This window comes from Geodermatophilus sp. SYSU D00684 (assembly GCF_054050455.1).
This window is the reverse complement of sequence record NZ_JBJGZI010000049.1, coordinates 1-16,981: the sequence shown is the minus strand read 5'-3', so window position 1 is coordinate 16,981 and position 16,981 is coordinate 1. Positions and strand designations below refer to the sequence as shown.

The 16,981-nt window shown below is 76.9% G+C and carries 16 protein-coding genes, 1 tRNA gene and 1 other RNA gene; 15 read left to right on the top strand and 3 right to left on the bottom strand.

Features of this window, described 5'->3' with window-relative positions; translation table 11 throughout:
- Together ACI79L_RS23535 and ACI79L_RS23530 are read right to left on the bottom strand one after the other, a co-directional pair.
- Positions 1–1,584 (bottom strand): protein kinase domain-containing protein (locus ACI79L_RS23535; protein ID WP_456939120.1); only part of this gene is annotated, 1,584 nt, incomplete at its 3' end.
- Between the two features lie 43 nt (positions 1,585–1,627).
- Positions 1,628–1,975 carry a hypothetical protein gene (locus ACI79L_RS23530; RefSeq protein WP_456939119.1) on the bottom strand — a complete coding sequence of 116 codons (348 nt, stop codon included), beginning with the start codon at positions 1,973–1,975 and terminating at the stop codon, positions 1,628–1,630.
- Between the two features lie 165 nt (positions 1,976–2,140).
- Here ACI79L_RS23530 and ACI79L_RS23525 point away from each other — a divergent pair.
- Positions 2,141–2,225 (top strand) — tRNA-Ser (locus ACI79L_RS23525).
- Positions 2,226–2,272: 47 nt separating this feature from the next.
- On the opposite strand, the gene ACI79L_RS23520 is transcribed toward ACI79L_RS23525, so the two are convergent.
- Positions 2,273–3,214 carry a DMT family transporter gene (locus ACI79L_RS23520; protein ID WP_456939118.1) on the bottom strand — a complete coding sequence of 314 codons (942 nt, stop codon included), beginning with the start codon at positions 3,212–3,214 and terminating at the stop codon, positions 2,273–2,275.
- 190 nt (positions 3,215–3,404) lie between these two features.
- Here ACI79L_RS23520 and ffs point away from each other — a divergent pair.
- The 14 genes from ffs to ACI79L_RS23450 all read left to right on the top strand — a co-directional run.
- An RNA gene (ffs, locus tag ACI79L_RS23515) (signal recognition particle sRNA small type) lies at positions 3,405–3,500 on the top strand.
- A gap of 97 nt (positions 3,501–3,597) precedes the next feature.
- Positions 3,598–4,269 (top strand): YceI family protein, encoded by a 672-nt coding sequence (locus ACI79L_RS23510; protein WP_456939117.1) that lies wholly within the window; start codon positions 3,598–3,600, stop codon positions 4,267–4,269.
- 123 nt (positions 4,270–4,392) lie between these two features.
- On the top strand, positions 4,393–5,253 hold the full coding sequence (locus tag ACI79L_RS23505; RefSeq protein WP_456939116.1) for an IclR family transcriptional regulator: 861 nt from the start codon (positions 4,393–4,395) through the stop codon (positions 5,251–5,253).
- Positions 5,250–5,720 carry a pyridoxamine 5'-phosphate oxidase family protein gene (locus tag ACI79L_RS23500; RefSeq protein ID WP_456939115.1) on the top strand — a complete coding sequence of 157 codons (471 nt, stop codon included), beginning with the start codon at positions 5,250–5,252 and terminating at the stop codon, positions 5,718–5,720. Before ACI79L_RS23505 ends, ACI79L_RS23500 begins: the two co-directional genes overlap by 4 nt.
- Complete coding sequence (locus ACI79L_RS23495; protein WP_456939114.1) at positions 5,684–6,958, top strand: M20 family metallopeptidase; 1,275 nt, start codon at positions 5,684–5,686, stop codon at positions 6,956–6,958. Before ACI79L_RS23500 ends, ACI79L_RS23495 begins: the two co-directional genes overlap by 37 nt.
- Entirely contained in the window at positions 6,955–7,995 is a 1,041-nt protein-coding gene (locus tag ACI79L_RS23490) for an ABC transporter permease (RefSeq protein ID WP_456939113.1), read from the top strand. The genes ACI79L_RS23495 and ACI79L_RS23490 overlap by 4 nt, the downstream gene beginning before the upstream one ends.
- A complete protein-coding gene (locus ACI79L_RS23485; protein ID WP_456939112.1) occupies positions 7,992–9,191 on the top strand; it encodes a substrate-binding domain-containing protein in 1,200 nt (399 codons plus the stop codon). Before ACI79L_RS23490 ends, ACI79L_RS23485 begins: the two co-directional genes overlap by 4 nt.
- 4 nt (positions 9,192–9,195) lie before the next feature.
- Positions 9,196–10,713: a sugar ABC transporter ATP-binding protein gene (locus ACI79L_RS23480; RefSeq protein WP_456939111.1), complete on the top strand. Its 1,518-nt coding sequence runs from the start codon at positions 9,196–9,198 to the stop codon at positions 10,711–10,713.
- Positions 10,710–11,687 carry an ABC transporter permease gene (locus ACI79L_RS23475; RefSeq protein ID WP_456939110.1) on the top strand — a complete coding sequence of 326 codons (978 nt, stop codon included), beginning with the start codon at positions 10,710–10,712 and terminating at the stop codon, positions 11,685–11,687. The genes ACI79L_RS23480 and ACI79L_RS23475 overlap by 4 nt, the downstream gene beginning before the upstream one ends.
- Complete coding sequence (locus ACI79L_RS23470) at positions 11,684–12,568, top strand: amidohydrolase family protein (RefSeq protein ID WP_456939109.1); 885 nt, start codon at positions 11,684–11,686, stop codon at positions 12,566–12,568. The genes ACI79L_RS23475 and ACI79L_RS23470 overlap by 4 nt, the downstream gene beginning before the upstream one ends.
- Positions 12,569–12,596: 28 nt before the next feature.
- Positions 12,597–13,745 (top strand): pyridoxal phosphate-dependent aminotransferase, encoded by a 1,149-nt coding sequence (locus tag ACI79L_RS23465; RefSeq protein ID WP_456939108.1) that lies wholly within the window; start codon positions 12,597–12,599, stop codon positions 13,743–13,745.
- Complete coding sequence (locus ACI79L_RS23460; protein ID WP_456939107.1) at positions 13,742–14,401, top strand: bifunctional 4-hydroxy-2-oxoglutarate aldolase/2-dehydro-3-deoxy-phosphogluconate aldolase; 660 nt, start codon at positions 13,742–13,744, stop codon at positions 14,399–14,401. Before ACI79L_RS23465 ends, ACI79L_RS23460 begins: the two co-directional genes overlap by 4 nt.
- Entirely contained in the window at positions 14,398–15,369 is a 972-nt protein-coding gene (locus ACI79L_RS23455) for a sugar kinase (protein WP_456939106.1), read from the top strand. The genes ACI79L_RS23460 and ACI79L_RS23455 overlap by 4 nt, the downstream gene beginning before the upstream one ends.
- A 59-nt stretch (positions 15,370–15,428) precedes the next feature.
- A partial coding sequence (locus ACI79L_RS23450) for a DNA polymerase III subunit gamma and tau (RefSeq protein ID WP_456939105.1) occupies positions 15,429–16,981 on the top strand: 1,553 nt, incomplete at its 3' end.

Genomic DNA, 16,981 nt, shown 5'->3' with positions numbered 1-16,981 from the left:
CCCCCCCCCCCCCCCCCCCCCCCCCCCCCCCCCCCCCCCCCCCCCCCCCGCCCGCGCGCCCCCCCCCCCCCCCCCCCCCCGCGACACCTCGTCCCAGCGGCCGAAGAAGTCGCGGTAGTAGTCGAAGCTCGCCCGCGACCGCAGGCTCGGCCCGGTCATCGCGTACGCGCTCTCGGGGTCGCCGGGCAGGTACTCGTAGTACTGCTCGAGGGTCTGCCGCGCCTCGCCCTCCGCGTCCGACGCGGGCTCGGCCTCGTCCGCCGGCGTCGTCTCCGTCGGCTCCGGGGTGGGCTCCCCGGCGGACCCGGTCGCCGTCTCCGGCGCGGGGGTGGGCTCGGTGCCCGGCGACGTCGGGTCCGCCGTGCTCTGCGCTGCGGGGTCGGCCGACGGGCTGCCGCCGTCGCCGCGCACGGCCAGCCAGGTGCCCAGCGACGCGGCCAGAACGACGAGCAGGACCAGCGCGGCCACCAGCAGCGGGCGGCGGCGCCGGCGCCGGGCCCCGACGGTCGGCCCGGTCCGGGGCGGCCCGGGCCGGGCGGCGGATCCCGGCTCCGGGCGGTCGGCGGGCTCCGGCCCGGCCGGCGGGCCGGTGGGGGCGGCCGCGGGCTGGACGGCGGTCGGCGGGTCCGCGCGGGCCGCCGGGTCGGTCGGGGGTACCGGCCCCGGCACCGCGGCGGTCCGGTCCCGGTCGCGGGAGGACCGCAGGTCGGTGCGGGCCAGGAGCACCGTCGTCGTGTCGCCGTCGCGGCCGGCGGCCAGCTTGGCGAGCACGTCGCGGACCTCGGTCATCTCCGGCCGGTCGGCGGGGTCGCGGGCGAGCATCCGCAGCAGCGGCCGCTCCAGCGACCCGGCGCGGGCGGGCGGGCGGATCTCCCCGCCGGCGACCCGGTGCAGCAGGCGCAGCGCGTTGTCGTCCATGCCGAACGGGGGCTGCCCCTCCACACAGGTGTAGAGGGTGGCGCCCAGGGAGAAGACGTCGCTGGCCGGCGTCATCCCGGCGCCCTGCGCGACCTCCGGGGCGAGGAAGGCCGGCGTCCCCGTGATCTGGCCGGTCTGGGTGAGCGTGACGTCGCCGCTGGCGTGCGAGATGCCGAAGTCGGTGATCTTGACCAGGCCCTCGACCCGGTCGCCGCGGCCGATGAGCACGTTGGCGGGCTTGACGTCGCGGTGGACGATCCCGGCCGCGTGGACGGCGGCCAGCGCGTCGGCCAGCTGGGCGCCGACCTGCGCCACCTGGTCGGTGCGCAGCGGCCCGTCCTCGGCCAGCACCACGGCCAGGCTGCGGGAGGGCAGGTACTCCATGACCAGCCACGGGACGCCCTTCTCGAGCGCCACGTCGTAGACGGAGATGGCGTGCGGGTGGGTGAGCCGCGCGGCGATCCGGCCCTCGCGCAGCGCTCGCTGGAGGTGGTGGTCGGTCGTCTCCGGGTCGGCGCCGGCCGGCAGGAGCACCTGCTTGACCGCCACCCGGCGGTCGAGGAGCTCGTCGCGCCCCAGCCACACCGCACCCATGCCGCCGCCGCCGATCCGCTCCAGCAGGCGGTAGCGGCCGGCCACAAGGCGGCCGGGGACGGTGGCGGTCACGGGCGGCTCCTACCCCGGAGGCGGGCGCCCGGCACGGGCCGGTTCAGACCGTGCTGGGGACGCCGTAGCGGCGTGCGTACTCCTCCTGCGCCCCCTCGGGCAGGACGTCGTAGAGCTCGCCCAGCTGCGCGACCGCGTCGGGCGCCAGGTCGTCGAACAGCCGCGCCCACGTCGGCGGCTCGTCGTAGCCGCGGGTCAGCAGCAGCTCCCACGCCCGGGCCTGGCGGTCGCGCTTGCTGCGCTCGGCGGCGAACTCCGACAGGTAGCGGTCCTTGGCGGCCGCCTTCTCCTCCGCGGTCGCCGAGGGCGGCAGCCCCGCCGGGTCGGCTCCGCGCAGGACGGCGACGATGGCCTCCACGACCTCCGGTCGGACCTGATCCGGCTCGCTCATCCCGTCCTGCCTCCTCGGTTCCCCCGTGCGGCCCCGTGCGGTGCCCGTGCGGTGTGCGACCGGTCCAGCCTGCCCCGTGCCGCCCCCGCGGACCACCCGGGGCGGCGCGCCCGTGCCGGGGCGGCGGCTGACCCGCGGCCCGGCGCCCGGTACGATCGGCGCACTGGAGGATTCGCCTAGTGGCCTATGGCGCTCGCTTGGAAAGCGGGTTGGGGGCAACCCCTCGGGAGTTCGAATCTCCCATCCTCCGCACGGACACGACGGGCCCCCGGCCGACGGCCGGGGGCCCGTCGTGGTCTACGCCCCGGCCACCGGCTCCGGCGCCCGGCGCAGCTGGCGGACGTAGAGCCCGGCGACGGCGGCGAGCAGCAGCAGGCCGCCCGCGACGGCGGCCGGGGCCAGCCGCTCCCCGAGGAACGCGGTGGCCAGGACGGTCGCGGTGAGCGGCTCGAGCAGCGTGACGATCGAGGCCACCGCCCCCGGCACCGTCCGCACGCCGGTGAAGAACAGGCCGTAGGCCAGCGCGCTCGGCACCAGCCCCAGGTAGAGCAGCACCGCCAGCGCCGCGCCGTCGGTGGGCACCGACAGGCCCTCGGCCAGGACCACCGGGGTCAGCAGCAGCGCGCCCCCGGCGAAGCCGGCCAGGGTGACCGGGACGCCGGCCGGCACGCCGCCGCCGGCCAGCGTGACGACGGCGTAGCCGAGCGCCGAGCCGCTGGCCATGAGGGCGCCGAGCAGCACCGTCGTCCCGGTGTCCGCGCCGGCGGAGACGCCGACCAGCAGGGTGAGCCCGACGAGGGCGACCGTCAGCGCGACGAGCGTCGCCCGGTTCGGCCGGCCGTGGCCGAGCAGCGTGCCGCCGACGGCGATGAGCAGCGGCGCGAGGCCGAGGGCGACGAGCGTGGCGATGCTCACACCCGCCCGCTCGACGGCGCTGAAGTAGGCGAGCTGGTAGGCGCCCAGCCCGGCGCCGACGAGGGCGAGCCGGACGGCGACCGGCCGGGTCACCGGGACCGCCGTGGTGCGGCGGCGGGCGGTCGCGAGCCAGGCGACCGCGAGGGCGGCGGCGCCGATCGCGAGGCGGTACCAGGCGATGTCGAGGGCGGACAGGTCGCTGCGGTCGCCGATCAGCCGGCCGGACAGGCCGGCGGTGCCCCAGCACAGCGAGGCGAGGACGACGAGGAGGAACCCGCGACTCGCCGCGGGGGAGGAGAGGGCGGGGGAGGACAGGGTGGACACGACGCTCCTGGGCGCTGGTTCCGGACGGGGGACCGGGTCCGGAGCACGGCGCAGCGGCGGACGGCGGGGGTGCCGGCCGCGCGGGTCAGCCCGCGGTGCTCCGGGTCAGGAGCGGGGCGGGGGCAGGACGAGGGCGCGCCGGGGGGCCATGGACCGTGAGGCTAGCGGGGGGCGTCCTCTACAGTGGTGTGCAGACCCCTCGTGTGGCGTCACCCCGTGAACCTCCCCAGGGCCGGAAGGCAGCAAGGATAAGCGGGCTCTGGCGGGTGCGCGGGGGGTCCCTCACTTCCCGGGCACGGTCTCCCGCTCCCACGGCGCGGCTCACAGCCGGCTCCCAGGTCGGTGCGCCAGCATCCTCGATCCGTCGAGGAGAGGAGCTCGTCATGGCCCGTCGCCGTCGCGCGTGGTGGATCGTCGGGGGACTGGTCGCGGTCCTCGCCCTCGGCCTGGGCGTCGGCCCGCTGGTCTACGCCGCGCTCGAGGAGGACGCCGCCGCGGCGCCGACCGTGCAGGCGCAGCCCTCCGACGTCGAGCTCGCCGCCGACACCGACGGGACCTGGACGGTCGCCCCGGGCTCCTCGGCCGGCTACCGGGTCGACGAGGTGCTCAACGGGGCCGACGTGACCGTCGCCGGCACCACCGACCGCGTCACCGGGTCGGTGGTCGTGCAGGACGGGGACATCGCCTCGGCCGAGGTCGTCGTCGACGTCGCGAGCATCGCCACCGATCGCAGCCAGCGGGACAGCTACTTCCGCGACGAGGTCATGGAGGTCGGCACGTACCCGACGGCGACGTTCGCCGTCCGCGGGCCCGTGGACCTGCCCGAGCTCGGCGGCACCCCGGTGACCGTGCCGGTGACCGGCGACCTCACGCTGCGCGGCACGACCCGCCCGGTGCAGACCGACCTGTCCGTCGTCCGCACCGCCGGCGGGGTCGAGGTCTCCGGCGCCGTCCCGGTCGTGTTCGCCGACTTCGGCATCCCGGCGCCGAACCTGGGCTTCGTCCGCGTCGAGGACCGCGGCCAGGTCGAGTTCCTGCTCGAGCTCACCCCGTGAGCCCCGCCGGGCGCGCGCCCGGCCGGTCCCGCGCCCGGTGCCGGGGGCGCTGAGGCGCCGCGAAACGAGATCGTCACGCGCCGGGGTCTTGTGCGGGAACGCGATCCCCACAAAATGGACCCCGTGTCCAAAGCCGAACTGGACGCTGCGTCCACTTCCGCGGCCGGATCGGCCAAGGCCCTGGTCAAGGGCCTGTGGCTGGTCGAGCACGTGGCCGACAGCGACCGCCCGCTGCGCCTGGTCGACCTGGTCGAGGCCAGCGGGCTGCCGCGCCCCACGGCGCTGCGGCTGCTCGACGTCCTCTGCCGCGCGGAGGTGCTCCGCGTGGACGGCCAGGGCGCGTACACGCTCGGCCCGCGCGTCGCCGCCTGGGGCCAGTCCTTCCTCGACCGGCTGGACCTGCGCTCGCAGGCCGCCGAGCTCATGGAGGAACTGGTCGAGATCAGCGGCGAGACCTGCTTCCTCGGCGTCCTGGACGGCCGCCAGGTGCTCTACGTCGCCGCGGTGAACAGCCCCAAGCCGGTCCGCCCGGCCGCCCGGCCCGGCTCCCGCAACCCCCTGCACTGCACCGGCATCGGCAAGGTGCTGCTGGCCGGGCGGGACGACGACCAGGTGCTCGCGCTGCTGACCGAGCCGCTGGAGCGGCGCACCGAGAACACCCTCACGGAGGTGCCCGCGGTGCTCGCGCACGTGCGCGGCATCCGGGAGCGCGGCTACGCCACCGACGAGATCGAGAACGAGGAGGGCGTGCGCTGCGTCGCCGCCCCCGTCCGCGACCACACCGGCGCCGTCGTGGCGGGCCTGTCGGTGTCCGCGCCCGCCTACCGCTTCACCAGCGACGACGTGCAGCGCCTGGCGCCCGACGTGCTGCGGGTGACCACGGAGCTGTCCCGCCGGCTGGGCGCCCCGCTGCCCGGGGACGGCCTGGCCGGCGCCCTGACCAGCGGCCCGGAGACCCCGGGCGCCGAGAGGAGGACCCCGTGAGCGAGGACGAGAGCTGGCGCGGCAAGGTCGGCAGGCTCGACGAGGACGCGGTCGCCGCGTTCCTGGCCGAGCCGCGGATCGCCCGCCTCGCCTGCCTGGACGACCAGGGCTGGCCCTACGTGGTGCCGTGCTGGCAGGAGTGGGACGGCGAGGCGTTCTGGGTGGTGCCCCGCGAGAAGGCGGCGTGGGGCCGCTACCTCGAGGCCGAACCCCGCTGCGCGATCACCGTCGACGAGGAGGGCGCCCAGCGGAAGGTCGTGGCCCAGTGCCGCGCCGAGCTGGTCGAGCGCCCCAACGTGGGCGGGCAGTGGGTCCCCGTCGCCGAGCGCATGTCCACCCGCTACCTGGGCGAGAACGGCCCGAAGTACCTCGAGCCGACCCTCGACAAGCCGCGCTGGCTCTACCGGCTCGTCCCGGTCACGTTCCAGACGTGGCAGGGGCAGGACTGGGCGCGGCGGTACAAGTGACCGGGGCGGCGGACGGACCGGTCGGCGACGTCCTCGACGTCGTCGAGCTCGCGCGGACGCTGGTGCGGACGCCGAGCCCGAACCCCCCGGGAGACGAGCGCGCCGTCGCCGGCGTCGTCCGGGACGCGCTCCCGGCCCTCGGCCTCCCGGCCGCCGAGGTGCTGGCGCTGGACCCGGCGCGCCCCAACCTGCTGGTGACGCTGGACCTCGGGCCCGGCGGCCGCCACCTCGTGCTGTCCGGCCACCTGGACACCAAGCCGGTCGGGGACGCCGCCTGGACCGTCGACCCGCTCGGCGCCGACGTCGACGGCGACCGGCTGTACGGGCTGGGCTCGGCCGACATGAAGGGCGCGATCGCGGCCATGCTCGTGGCCGCGTCCCGGCTGGCCCGCGACCCCGGGGGGCGGGGCCGGCTGAGCCTGCTCCTCACCGCCGACGAGGAGGACGGCGCCACCTACGGCGCGCACCACGTCGCCTCCACCCGCCCGCTGGACGCCGACGCCGTGGTGATCGGCGAGCCCGGCGGGATCGAGGACGACTTCGACCGGGTGCACCTGGTCAGCCGCGGGATCGCCCGGCTGCGGCTGGTCGCCCGGGGCCGGCAGGGCCACTCGAGCCTGTCCGGCGTCCCGGGAACCCGCAACGCCGGGGTCGACGCCGCCCGCCTGGTCACCGCCGTCGCCGACGACCTGGAGCTCACCGTGCCGGCCAACGGCGACGCCCTCGAGGGCTGGTCGGCCACCGTCAACACCGGCATGACCTTCCGCGGCGGCGTCGGCTACGGCGTGCTGCCCGGCCGGGTCGCCGTCGACACCGAGGTCCGGCTCCTGCCGGGGATGGACCGGGGGGCGGTGACCGACGCGTTCACCGGGCTGGTCACCCGGGTGGCCGGCGACACCGGGGCCGACCTCGCGGTGGAGTACGACGCCGCCCCCAACGACTGGCTGCCGCCGGCGGCCGTGCCCGCGGGGCACGCCGTCGCCCGCGCCGCGCAGGAGGCCTGCGAGGCCGTGCTGGGCGGCGCGCCGCCGCTGTCGGTCTTCCCCGGCACCACCGACGCGACCTGGTTCGCCGCCGCCCAGGGGATCGCCACCCTGCCGGCGCTCGGGCCGGGGCTGCTGCGCCGGGCGCACGGGGCCGACGAGTGGGTCTCGGTCGCCGCCGTCCGGCGGGCCGTCGACCTGTACGAGCACCTCGCCCGGGCCTTCACGGCGCAGGAACGGGAGGGGACGTCGTGACCGCGGGGGCACCGACGCAGGGCACCACGGCGGGGACGGCGGCGGCCGGCCCGGGCACCGGCCGGGACCTCGTGCGCCGGGCCCTGTCGCTGGTGGCCCCGCTGGCCGGGCTCGCGATCGTCCTGCTGCTGGCGGCGATCACGACGCCGGGCTTCTACAGCGGCGGGGTGCTGCGGCTGGTGCTGTTCCAGGTCGGCCTGATCGGCGTGACGGCGATCGGCCAGACCCTGGTGCTGCTGGTCGGGGGCATCGACCTGTCGATCGGCGCCGTCGTCGGGCTGACCACGGTGATCCTCGCCGAGTACACGCAGGGCGACGACGACCGGCTGCTCGGCGCCGTCCTGCTCGCCCTCGGCGCCGGAGCGGTGGTCGGTCTGCTCAACGGGCTGCTCGTCGTCCGGCGGCTGGTCCCGGCGTTCGTCGCCACCTTCGCCACCTTCGTGCTGGTCCAGGGCGTCATCACCGCGTGGACCCGGGGCGCGCCCTCCGGCGACATCCCCGGCGGGCTCGGCGGCCTGGGGACCGGCCGGTGGCTCGGGGTCCCCGTCCCCACCTGGGTCTTCCTCGCCGTCGCGGTGGTCGCGGGCGTCGTGCTGTCCCGCACCGGCCTGGGGCGGCGGCTCTACGCCACCGGGGCGAACGCCCGGGCGACGGCGCTGTCCGGGGTGCGCACCGGGTGGATCGTCGTGGGCTGCTTCGTCGCCTCGGCCCTGCTCGCGGTCCTCGCCGGGCTGATCAACGCCGGCTACATCGGCTACGTGGACGCGCGCCTGTCCCGCAGCCTCGACCTGAACTCCGTCGCCGCCGCGGTGATCGGCGGCATCGCCCTCACCGGGGGACGCGGCCGGATCGGCCAGACGGTCGCCGGTGTGGTCCTCCTGGCCGTGCTGCTCGCCTGGCTGCGGCAGCTCGGCGCCGGGGCGGGGGCGCAGCTGGTGGTGAGCGGCGCGGTGATCCTGCTCGCCGTCTGGCTCCAGAGCAGCGGGTGGACCGTCCGGTCCCCTCGTCGGAACAAGCAGAGGGATGGAGTGCGATGAGGACACACGTCAGCACCTCGCGCCGCCTGGGCCGGCTGCGCCTGCCCCTGGCTCTCGGCATGGCGGCCGCGCTCGTGGCCGCCTGCGGCACGGAGCAGGAGGGCACGTCCGCGAGCGGGGGCGGTGGAGGGGAGGAGTGCGCCAACTCGGAGGAGGCGCAGGCGACCTACCGGGAGGCGTGGACCACGGCGTCCGAGCAGCTCGGCCTCGAGGAGCTCGAGCCCGTCGAGGAGGAGATCTGCGAGGTCGACACCTCCGAGTGGGCCGCCGAGCCGAAGAGCGGCGACACCTACCGGATCGCCTTCGCCGCGCAGGGCCCCACCAACTCCTGGGGCCTGACCAACGAGGAGGCCTTCCGCGCCCACGCCGAGGAGCTCGGCGTCGAGGTCCTCTACGCCTCGGCCAACGGCGACGCCACCGCCCAGGTCGACAACATCCAGCAGCTGGCCTCGCAGGACCCGGACGCGATGGTCGTCGTCCCCATGGGCGACGGCATCACCGGCCAGGTCCAGGCGGCCGCCGCCCAGGGCATCCCGGTGGTCCTCTGCGCCGGCCGGCTCGGCGCGGACAGCGGCGCGGTGTCCACCGTGACCCGCCAGTACGAGCTGCTCGGCACCATGTACGCCGAGTGGCTGGTGCAGCAGCTGGGCGGCGAGGGCCAGGTGGCCGTCCTCAGCGGCCTGGCCGGCGTCCCGACCGCCGAGTTCCAGAAGGCCGCGGCGCTCGAGGTCTTCTCGCAGTACCCGGGCATCGAGGTCGTCACCGAGCAGTACACCGAGTGGTCACCGACGGTGGCCAAGACGGTGGCCGCCAACCTGGTGACGCAGTACCCGGAGCTGGACGGCATCTGGTCGGACTCCGGCTACGGCGACCTGGGCGTCGTGCAGGCCTACCAGGAGGCCGGGCGCCCCGTGCCGCCGATGACCGGTGACGCGATCAACGCGTTCCTCAAGGCGGTCCAGGGCACCGACGTGAGGTTCGCGCTGTCGTCCTTCCCGCCCGAGCAGAGCACCGAGTGCCTGGACACGGCGATGTCGGTGCTCGAGGGCGAGCCGGTCCTCGACAAGGTCTACATCGACAGCCCGAGCTTCACGCACGAGCAGATCGACGAGTACGTGCGGCCCGAGTGCAGCGACAACCTGTTCGTCCCCTCCGGCCTGCCGGACGAGCAGCTGCGCGAACTGGGGCTGTGCTGAACCGATGGCGTCCTCCACGACGGCCGTCCTGCAGGCCCGGGGACTGACCAAGTCCTTCCCCGGCGTGCGGGCGCTCGACCGGGCCGACCTCTCGTGTCGGCCCGGTCGGGTCCACGCCCTCGTCGGTGAGAACGGGGCCGGCAAGTCCACGCTCGTCCGGATCCTCACCGGCAACCAGGTCCCCGACGAGGGGGAGCTGCTGCTCGACGGCGAGCCGGTCCGGTTCACCGACCCCCGCCAGGCGATGGCGGCCGGGATCAGCGCCGTCTACCAGGAGCTGACCGTGCTCCCGGCCATGAGCGTCGCCGACAACGTGATGCTCGGCCAGGAGCGGACCGCGCGGGGCCTCCTCGACCGCGCGGCCCAGGACCGCGAGGTCCGGGCCGCGCTGGCCCGCGTCGGGCTCGGCGACCTCGACCCCCGCACCCGGGCCGAGGACCTGTCGCTGGCCAACCAGCAGATGGTCGAGATCGCCCGCGCGCTGGTGCGGCAGAGCCGGGTGATCGTGCTGGACGAGCCGTCCGCGGTGCTCTCCGGCGACAAGCTCGAGGCGCTGTTCGGCGTCGTCCGCGGACTGGCCGCCGACGGCGTGGCGGTGGTGTACATCAGCCACCTCCTCGAGGAGGTCACCGACCTCGCCGACGACGTGACCGTGCTGCGCGACGGGCGGGTCGTCTCGACGGGGCCGGCGTCGGACTACGACGTGCCGCGGATCATCCGCGAGATGGTCGGCCGCGACGTCGACGCCGTCTTCCCGCCGCTGCGCGAGCCGGGCGCGGAGACGGTGCTCCGGGTGCGCGGCCTGGTCCCGGTCAGCACCCACCGGACGCCCGCGCCGCTGGACCTCGACGTGCGCGCCGGCGAGGTCGTCGGCGTCGCCGGCATGGTCGGCTCCGGGCGCAGCCGGCTGCTGCGGACCATCGCGGGGGAGCACCGCCGGGCCGCCGGCACGGTCGAGGTGGCCGGGCGCCCGGTGCCCACCGGCACCCGCCGCGCCATCGCCGCCGGCGTCGCCCTGGTCCCGGAGGAGCGCAAGACCGACGGGCTGGTCCTGCCGCTGCCGGTGCGCGCCAACACCACGCTGGCCGCGCTGGGGCAGGTGCTGCGCGGCGGCTTCCTCTCCACCCGCCGGGAGCGGGCGGTGTTCGAGGAGGAACAGGCCCGCCTGGGCATCCGGGCGTCCGGTCCGGAGCAGGGCACCTGGCAGCTCTCCGGCGGCAACCAGCAGAAGATCGTGCTGGCCAAGTGGCTGCGGCGGGGGCCGCGCGTGCTGCTGCTGGACGAGCCCACCCGCGGCGTCGACGTCGGCGCCAAGGCGGAGATCTACCGGCTCATCGCCGGCCTCGCGGCCGAGGGGATGGCGGTGGTCGTGGTCTCCAGCGACCTGCCCGAGGTCCTCGGGCTGTCCCACCGCGTCCTGGTCTGCCGCGCGGGGGGCGTCGTCGGCGAGCTGGCCGGCGAGGACGTCACCGAGGAGAACGTCATGCACCTCGCCCTGGACACCGCGGGGGTGACGCGGTGAGCGCCGCGGCCGGGGTCGCCCCCGCCCGCACGCGCGGGTCCCTGCTCGCGAGCCTCACCCGCACCGGGGCGGCGGTCTGGATCGTCGTCCTGGTCGCGGTGCTGGCCCTGACCGTGGCCGACGCCGGCGGCTTCTGGGCGCCGGCGAACATCGCCAACGTCCTCACGGCCACCGTGGTCCTGGGGCTGGCGGCGCTCGGCCAGCACCTCGTCGTGCTCAGCGGCGGGATCGACCTGGCGGTCGGCTCGCTCGCCACCCTGTCGGCCCTGCTGACGGCGATCCTGATCAACGGCTACCCGATCCGCACGGCGCCCGTCGTCGTCGGGATGCTCCTGCTCGGCGCGCTGGTCGGCCTCCTGCACGGCGTGCTCGTCGCCCGGGTGGGGCTGCCGCCGTTCATCGTCACCCTGGCCACCCTCTACCTCATCCAGGGCGCGGCCTTCACGATCAGCACGACGCCCACCGGCCGGGTCACCACCGCGCTGTCGACGATCGCGCTGCAGCGGGTCGGCCCGGTGCCCTACTCCTTCGGCGTGCTGCTGCTGGCCCTCGCCGTCGTCGCGTTCGTCCTGCACCGGACGGCGTTCGGGCGGCAGCTGTTCGCCGTCGGCGGGGACCAGGCGGCGGCCCGGTCCAACGGCGTCCCGGTGGCGCGGGTCCTGGTCACCGCCTACGTGCTGGCCGGCGTCCTGGCCGCCCTGGCCGGCGTGCTGCTGGCCGCGCGGGCCACCGTCGGGTCGCCCACCGCCGGGCAGGGCCTGGAGCTGTCGGCCATCACCGTCGTCGTCCTGGGCGGCACGTCGCTGCTGGGCGGCCGCGGCAGCCTGGTCGGCACGATGGGCGGCGTGGTGCTGCTGTCGCTGGTCAGCAGCTCGGTCACCCTGCTCCAGCTGCCGGCGACGCTCACCGACCTCATCCGCGGCGTCGTGATCCTCGCGGCGGCGGCGGTGTTCGTCACCCGGACCCGGCGGTGAGCGGTGTGGTCGACGGGCACGCGCACGTCTTCCGGTCCGCCGCCGTGTCCCCGCGGGGCGTCGACGAGCTGGCCCCGGCGGACCGGGAGGCGCCCGCCGAGGACCTGCTCGCCCGGATGGCCGCCGCGGGCGTCGACGCGGCGGTGCTCGTCGCCCTGGACACCCACGACGACGACGTCGCCGACGCCCTCGCCCGGTTCCCCACCCGGTTCGCCGGCGTCGCCGTCGCCACCGGGGCCGAGCTGGGGACCACCGGCGCCGACCCGGTCGCGGCGCTGCGCCGGCGGCGCGAGCGCTGGGACCTCGGCGCCCTGCGCACCGGCTGGCTCGGCGACCCGTCCCGGCCCGTCGCGGAGTCCCCGGCCCTGCCGGTGCTCCGGCTGATGGCCGAGGAGGGGCTGCCGCTGTGGAGCTACCTGCCGCCGCCGCAGCTGCCGCTGCTCGAGGAGCTCGTGCGGCTGCTGCCCGACCTCGTCGTCGTGCTCAACCACCTGGGCTTCTGCCCCCACGACATGTGGGTGGACGAGCACCGCCGGCCCCGGTTCGACGACCCGCTGCCCGAGCCCCTGGTCCAGCGGCTGCTGCGGCTGGCCGACGCGCCGCGGGTGCACGTGCTCGTCTCGGGCCAGTACGCGCTCTCGGCCGAGGAGCCGCCGTACGCCGACCTGTTCCCGGTCACGCGCCGGCTGGCCGCCGCCTACGGCGCCGACCGCCTGCTGTGGGGCTCGGACCACCCGTGGCCCAGCGACGTCCCGGGGTACGACACCCTTGCCGGGCTCGTGGCGTCCGCGCTGCCCGGCCTGACCGAGCGGGAGGCGGCCCGCGTGACGGGCGGCACCGCCCGCGCGCTGTTCCCCCGCCTGGCCGCTGCCGCGGCCTGACCCGACCCGACGAGGAGACGACCGACCCATGCCCAGCCTGGCCACCGGGGCGGAGACCATGCCGCGCTCCGGCATCCGACAGGTGATGGACCTCGCGTGGAGCCTGCCCGGCCCGGTGATCGGGCTGCACGTGGGGGAGCCGAGCTTCCCCTCGCCGGCGCACGTCGTCGAGGCCGCGCGGGCGGCGTACGCCGCCGGGGAGACGCACTACGTCCCGAACGCCGGGATCGACCCGCTGCGGCGGGCGATCGCGGAGAAGGTCAGCACCGTCAACGGCTTCCCGACGACGCCCGCGCAGGTGGTCGTCTCCGCGGGCGGGGCGCAGGCGCTGCACAACGCGCTGTCCCTGACGCTCAGCGCCGGCGACGAGGTGCTCATCCCCGACCCCGGCTGGCCGAACTACGCCATGGCGGTGCAGCTGCTGCAGGCCGTCCCGGTCCGCTACCCCCTGCGGCCGGAGAACGGCTTCCGCCCCGACCCCGGCGAGCTGGCCGGCCTGGTCACCGACCGCACCCGCCTGATCGTGGTCAACACCCCGTCCAACCCGCTCGGCACGGTGCTGCCGGCCGCCGACGTCGAGGCGCTGGTCCGCTTCGCCGAGGACCACGACCTCTGGCTGCTGTCCGACGAGTGCTACGACGCGCTGACCTTCGACCGGCCGCACGTCAGCCCCGGCCGGTTCGACCGGGACGGCCGCGTGCTGAGCGCCTTCAGCTTCTCCAAGACCTACGCGATGACCGGGCTGCGCGTCGGCTACCTGGTCAGCCCCGGGGAGGACGTCGCCCGGCAGGCGGCCAAGCTGCAGGAGCCGCTGCTGGCCTGCGTCAACGCCCCCGCCCAGGCCGCGGCGCTGGCCGCGCTGCAGGGCCCGCAGGACGACGTCGTCGCGATGCGGGAGACCTACCGGCAGCGGCGCGACCTCGCCGTCGACGCGCTCGGCGCCTGCGGGATGGGGTACCTGCGCCCCGAGGGGGCCTTCTACCTGTGGGTCGACGTCCGGGACCGCAGCGGCGGGGACGTGGGGGCGTGGTCCCTGGAGCTGCTGCGCCGGGACTCCGTCGCCGTCGCGCCCGGCACCACGTTCGGGCCGCTCGGCGAGGGGTGGGTGCGGCTGTCGCTGGCCACCGACACCGACGACCTGCTCGAGGGCATCCGGCGGATGGGTGCGGCGCGGTGACCGGCGCCCGCCTGCAGCCCGGGCCGGTGCTCACCGGGAGCGGCCTGGTCGCCATCCTGCGCGGCCGCTCCGGGGAGCGGCTGGCCGCCGCCTGCGAGGTGCTCCTCGACGCCGGCGTCCGCTGCCTCGAGGTCACGATGAACACCCCCGGCGCCCTGGACGTGGTCGGCCGGCTGGCCGCCGACGCGGGCGCGGGGACCGAGATCGGCGTCGGCACGGTGCGCCGGCCCGAGGAGGTGGACCGCGCCGCCGACGCCGGCGCCGTCTTCGTCGTCGCCCCGAACACCGACGAGGCGGTCGGGCGGCGCGCGGCCGAGCGGGGACTGGCCTGGTACCCCGGCGCCCTCACGCCCACGGAGATCGCCCGCGCCTGGGAGCTCGGGGCGACCGCGGTGAAGGTCTTCCCGGCGGGGTCGGCCGGCGGCCCGCGGTACCTGCGCGAGGTGCGCGGCCCCCTCGACGACGTCCCGCTGGTGCCCACCGGCGGCGTCGGCGTCGAGGACGTGCCCGGCTACCTGCAGGCCGGCGCGCTCGCCGTCGGGATGGGCGGCCCGCTGCTGGGCCGGGCGCTCGAGGACGACGCGGAGCTGGCCGGGCTGGCCGACCGGGCCCGCGCCGCGCTCGACGCGGTGGCCCGCGGGCGGTCCGGCGCGTGAGCGCAGCGGGGGACCCGGCCGTCGCCCGCGGCGTCGTCACGCTGGGGGAGACCATGGCGCTGCTGTGGCCGCCGGAGGTCGGCCTGTTGCGGCACGCGCCCGCGCTGCGCCTCGGCATCGCCGGCGCCGAGTCCAACCTGGCCGTGGGGGCGGTGCGGCTGGGCGTGCCGGCCACCTGGATCGGCCGGGTCGGGGACGACGAGTTCGGCCGCCTGGTCACCATGACGCTGCGCGGGCAGGGCGTCACCACGACCGCCGTCGTCGACCCCGGCGCCCCGACCGGGCTAATGGTCAAGGAGCGGCGGGCCGCGCGGGCCACCCGCGTCCTCTACTACCGCTCCGGCAGCGCCGGCTCCCGGCTGTCCCCGGACGACGTCGACCCCGCGGTCGTCGCCGCGGCCGGTGTCCTGCACGTCACCGGGATCACGCCGGCTCTCAGCGCCACCGCGCGGCAGGCGGTCCTCGCCGCCGTGGAGGAGGCCCGGTCGGCCGGCGTGCCGGTGTCGGTGGACCTCAACTACCGCAGCGCGCTGTGGTCCCCGGCCGAGGCCGGGCCGGTGCTGCACGAGCTGGTGCGCGCCGCGGACGTCGTCCTGGCGACCGAGGAGGAGGCCCGCCTGCTCGTCGAGGGCCCGGACGACCGGACGCTGCTCGCCGGGCTGCGGGCGCTGGGACCCCGCCAGGTGCTGCTGAAGAAGGGCGCGGCGGGCTCGCTGTCGAGCGTCGACGGCGTCATCCGCCTCGTCCCGGCCCGCCGGGTCGACGTCGTGGACCCGGTGGGGGCCGGGGACGCGTTCGGCGCGGGGTACCTCGGCGGCCTGTGCCTGGGGCTGCCGCCGGAGGAGCGGCTGGCGCTGGCGACCTCGGCGGGGGCGTTCGCGGTGACCGTGCCCGGCGACTGGGAGGGGCTGCCGTCGCGCGCCGACCTCGCGCTCCTGGACGCCGACCCGGACACCGTCGTGCGCTGATCAGGACCGGCGGACCAGAGGTCCACCGGGCTGTCCGCGGTGCCGCGTAACCTCGCCGCGTGGCTCTGGCGCTCTACCGGAAGTACCGCCCGGCGACCTTCGCCGAGGTGGTGGGCCAGGAGCACGTGACCACCCCGCTGGTCAACGCCGTCGACGGCGGCCGGATCAACCACGCCTACCTGTTCAGCGGCCCGCGCGGCTGCGGCAAGACGTCGTCGGCGCGGATCCTCGCCCGCTCGCTCAACTGCGAGCAGGGGCCGACGTCGACCCCGTGCGGGGTGTGCGGGTCCTGCGTCGCGCTGGCGCCCGACGGCCCGGGCTCGCTCGACGTCATCGAGATCGACGCGGCCAGCCACGGCGGTGTCGACGACGCCCGCGACCTGCGGGAACGCGCGTTCTTCGCGCCGGTGAACAGCCGCTACAAGGTCTACATCGTCGACGAGGCGCACATGGTCACCACGCAGGGCTTCAACGCCCTGCTCAAGGTGGTCGAGGAGCCGCCGGAGTTCCTGGTCTTCGTCTTCGCGACGACCGAGCCGGACAAGGTGCTGCCGACGATCCGCTCGCGCACCCACCACTACCCGTTCCGCCTGGTGCCGCCGACGACGCTGCGCGGCCTGCTGGAGAAGACGTGCGCCGCCGAGGGCGTGCAGGTCGAGCCCACGGTGTTCCCGCTGGTCGTCCGGGCCGGCGGCGGCTCGGTGCGCGACTCGCTGTCGATCCTCGACCAGCTGCTCGCCGGCGCCGGGCCCGAGGGCGTCACCTACGCCAGCGCCGTCGGGCTGCTCGGCGTCACCGACGACGCGCTGCTCGACGAGGCCATCGACGCGCTGGCCGCGCAGGACGCCCCCGGCGTCTTCCGCGCCGTCGACCGCGTGGTCGAGGCCGGGCACGACCCGCGCCGCTTCGCCACCGACCTGCTCGACCGGCTGCGCGACCTCATCGTCCTCGACGCCGTGCCCGACGCCGGCGCCAACGGCCTGCTCGACTGCCCGCCCGACCGGCTGGACCTGATGGTGCAGCAGGCCAAGGCGCTGGGGTCGGCGACGCTGTCCCGGCTGGCCGACACCGTGCACGCCGGGCTGACCGAGATGCGCGGCACCACCGCGCCGCGGCTGCTGCTGGAGCTGGTCTGCGCGCGGATGCTGCTGCCGGCCACCGACGACACCGCCGCGGGTGCCCTGCAGCGGCTCGAGCGTCTCGAGCGGCGGCTGGCGATCGGCGGCGTGCCGGAGGCCGGTGCCGGTACCGGTGCCGCGGCCGCGGCATCGGCACCGGCACCCGCCCGCGAGACCGCGCGGCCCGCGCCGGTCCGCGAGGAGCCGGCGCCGGCCGAGCGCGGCGGCCCGCCGCGGCGCGAGTACGTCCGCCCCTCCCAGCGCGCCGCGCAGCCCCCGGCCGCACCCGGGCCGGCCGCGCCCGCGGCGCCTGCGGCCGCGCCGCCCGCGGCCCCGCCCGCCCCGGCGGCCGCGGGCCCGCTGCCCAGCCCGGCGCCCGCCGCGGCGTCCCCCGCGGCCGCCGACGACGACTGGCCCGAGACCGCGGCGCCGGGCGCCGGCGGCCCGGGCCCCGCTCCGGCCGCCGCCCCGGCCGCCCCCCCCGCCGCGGCCGC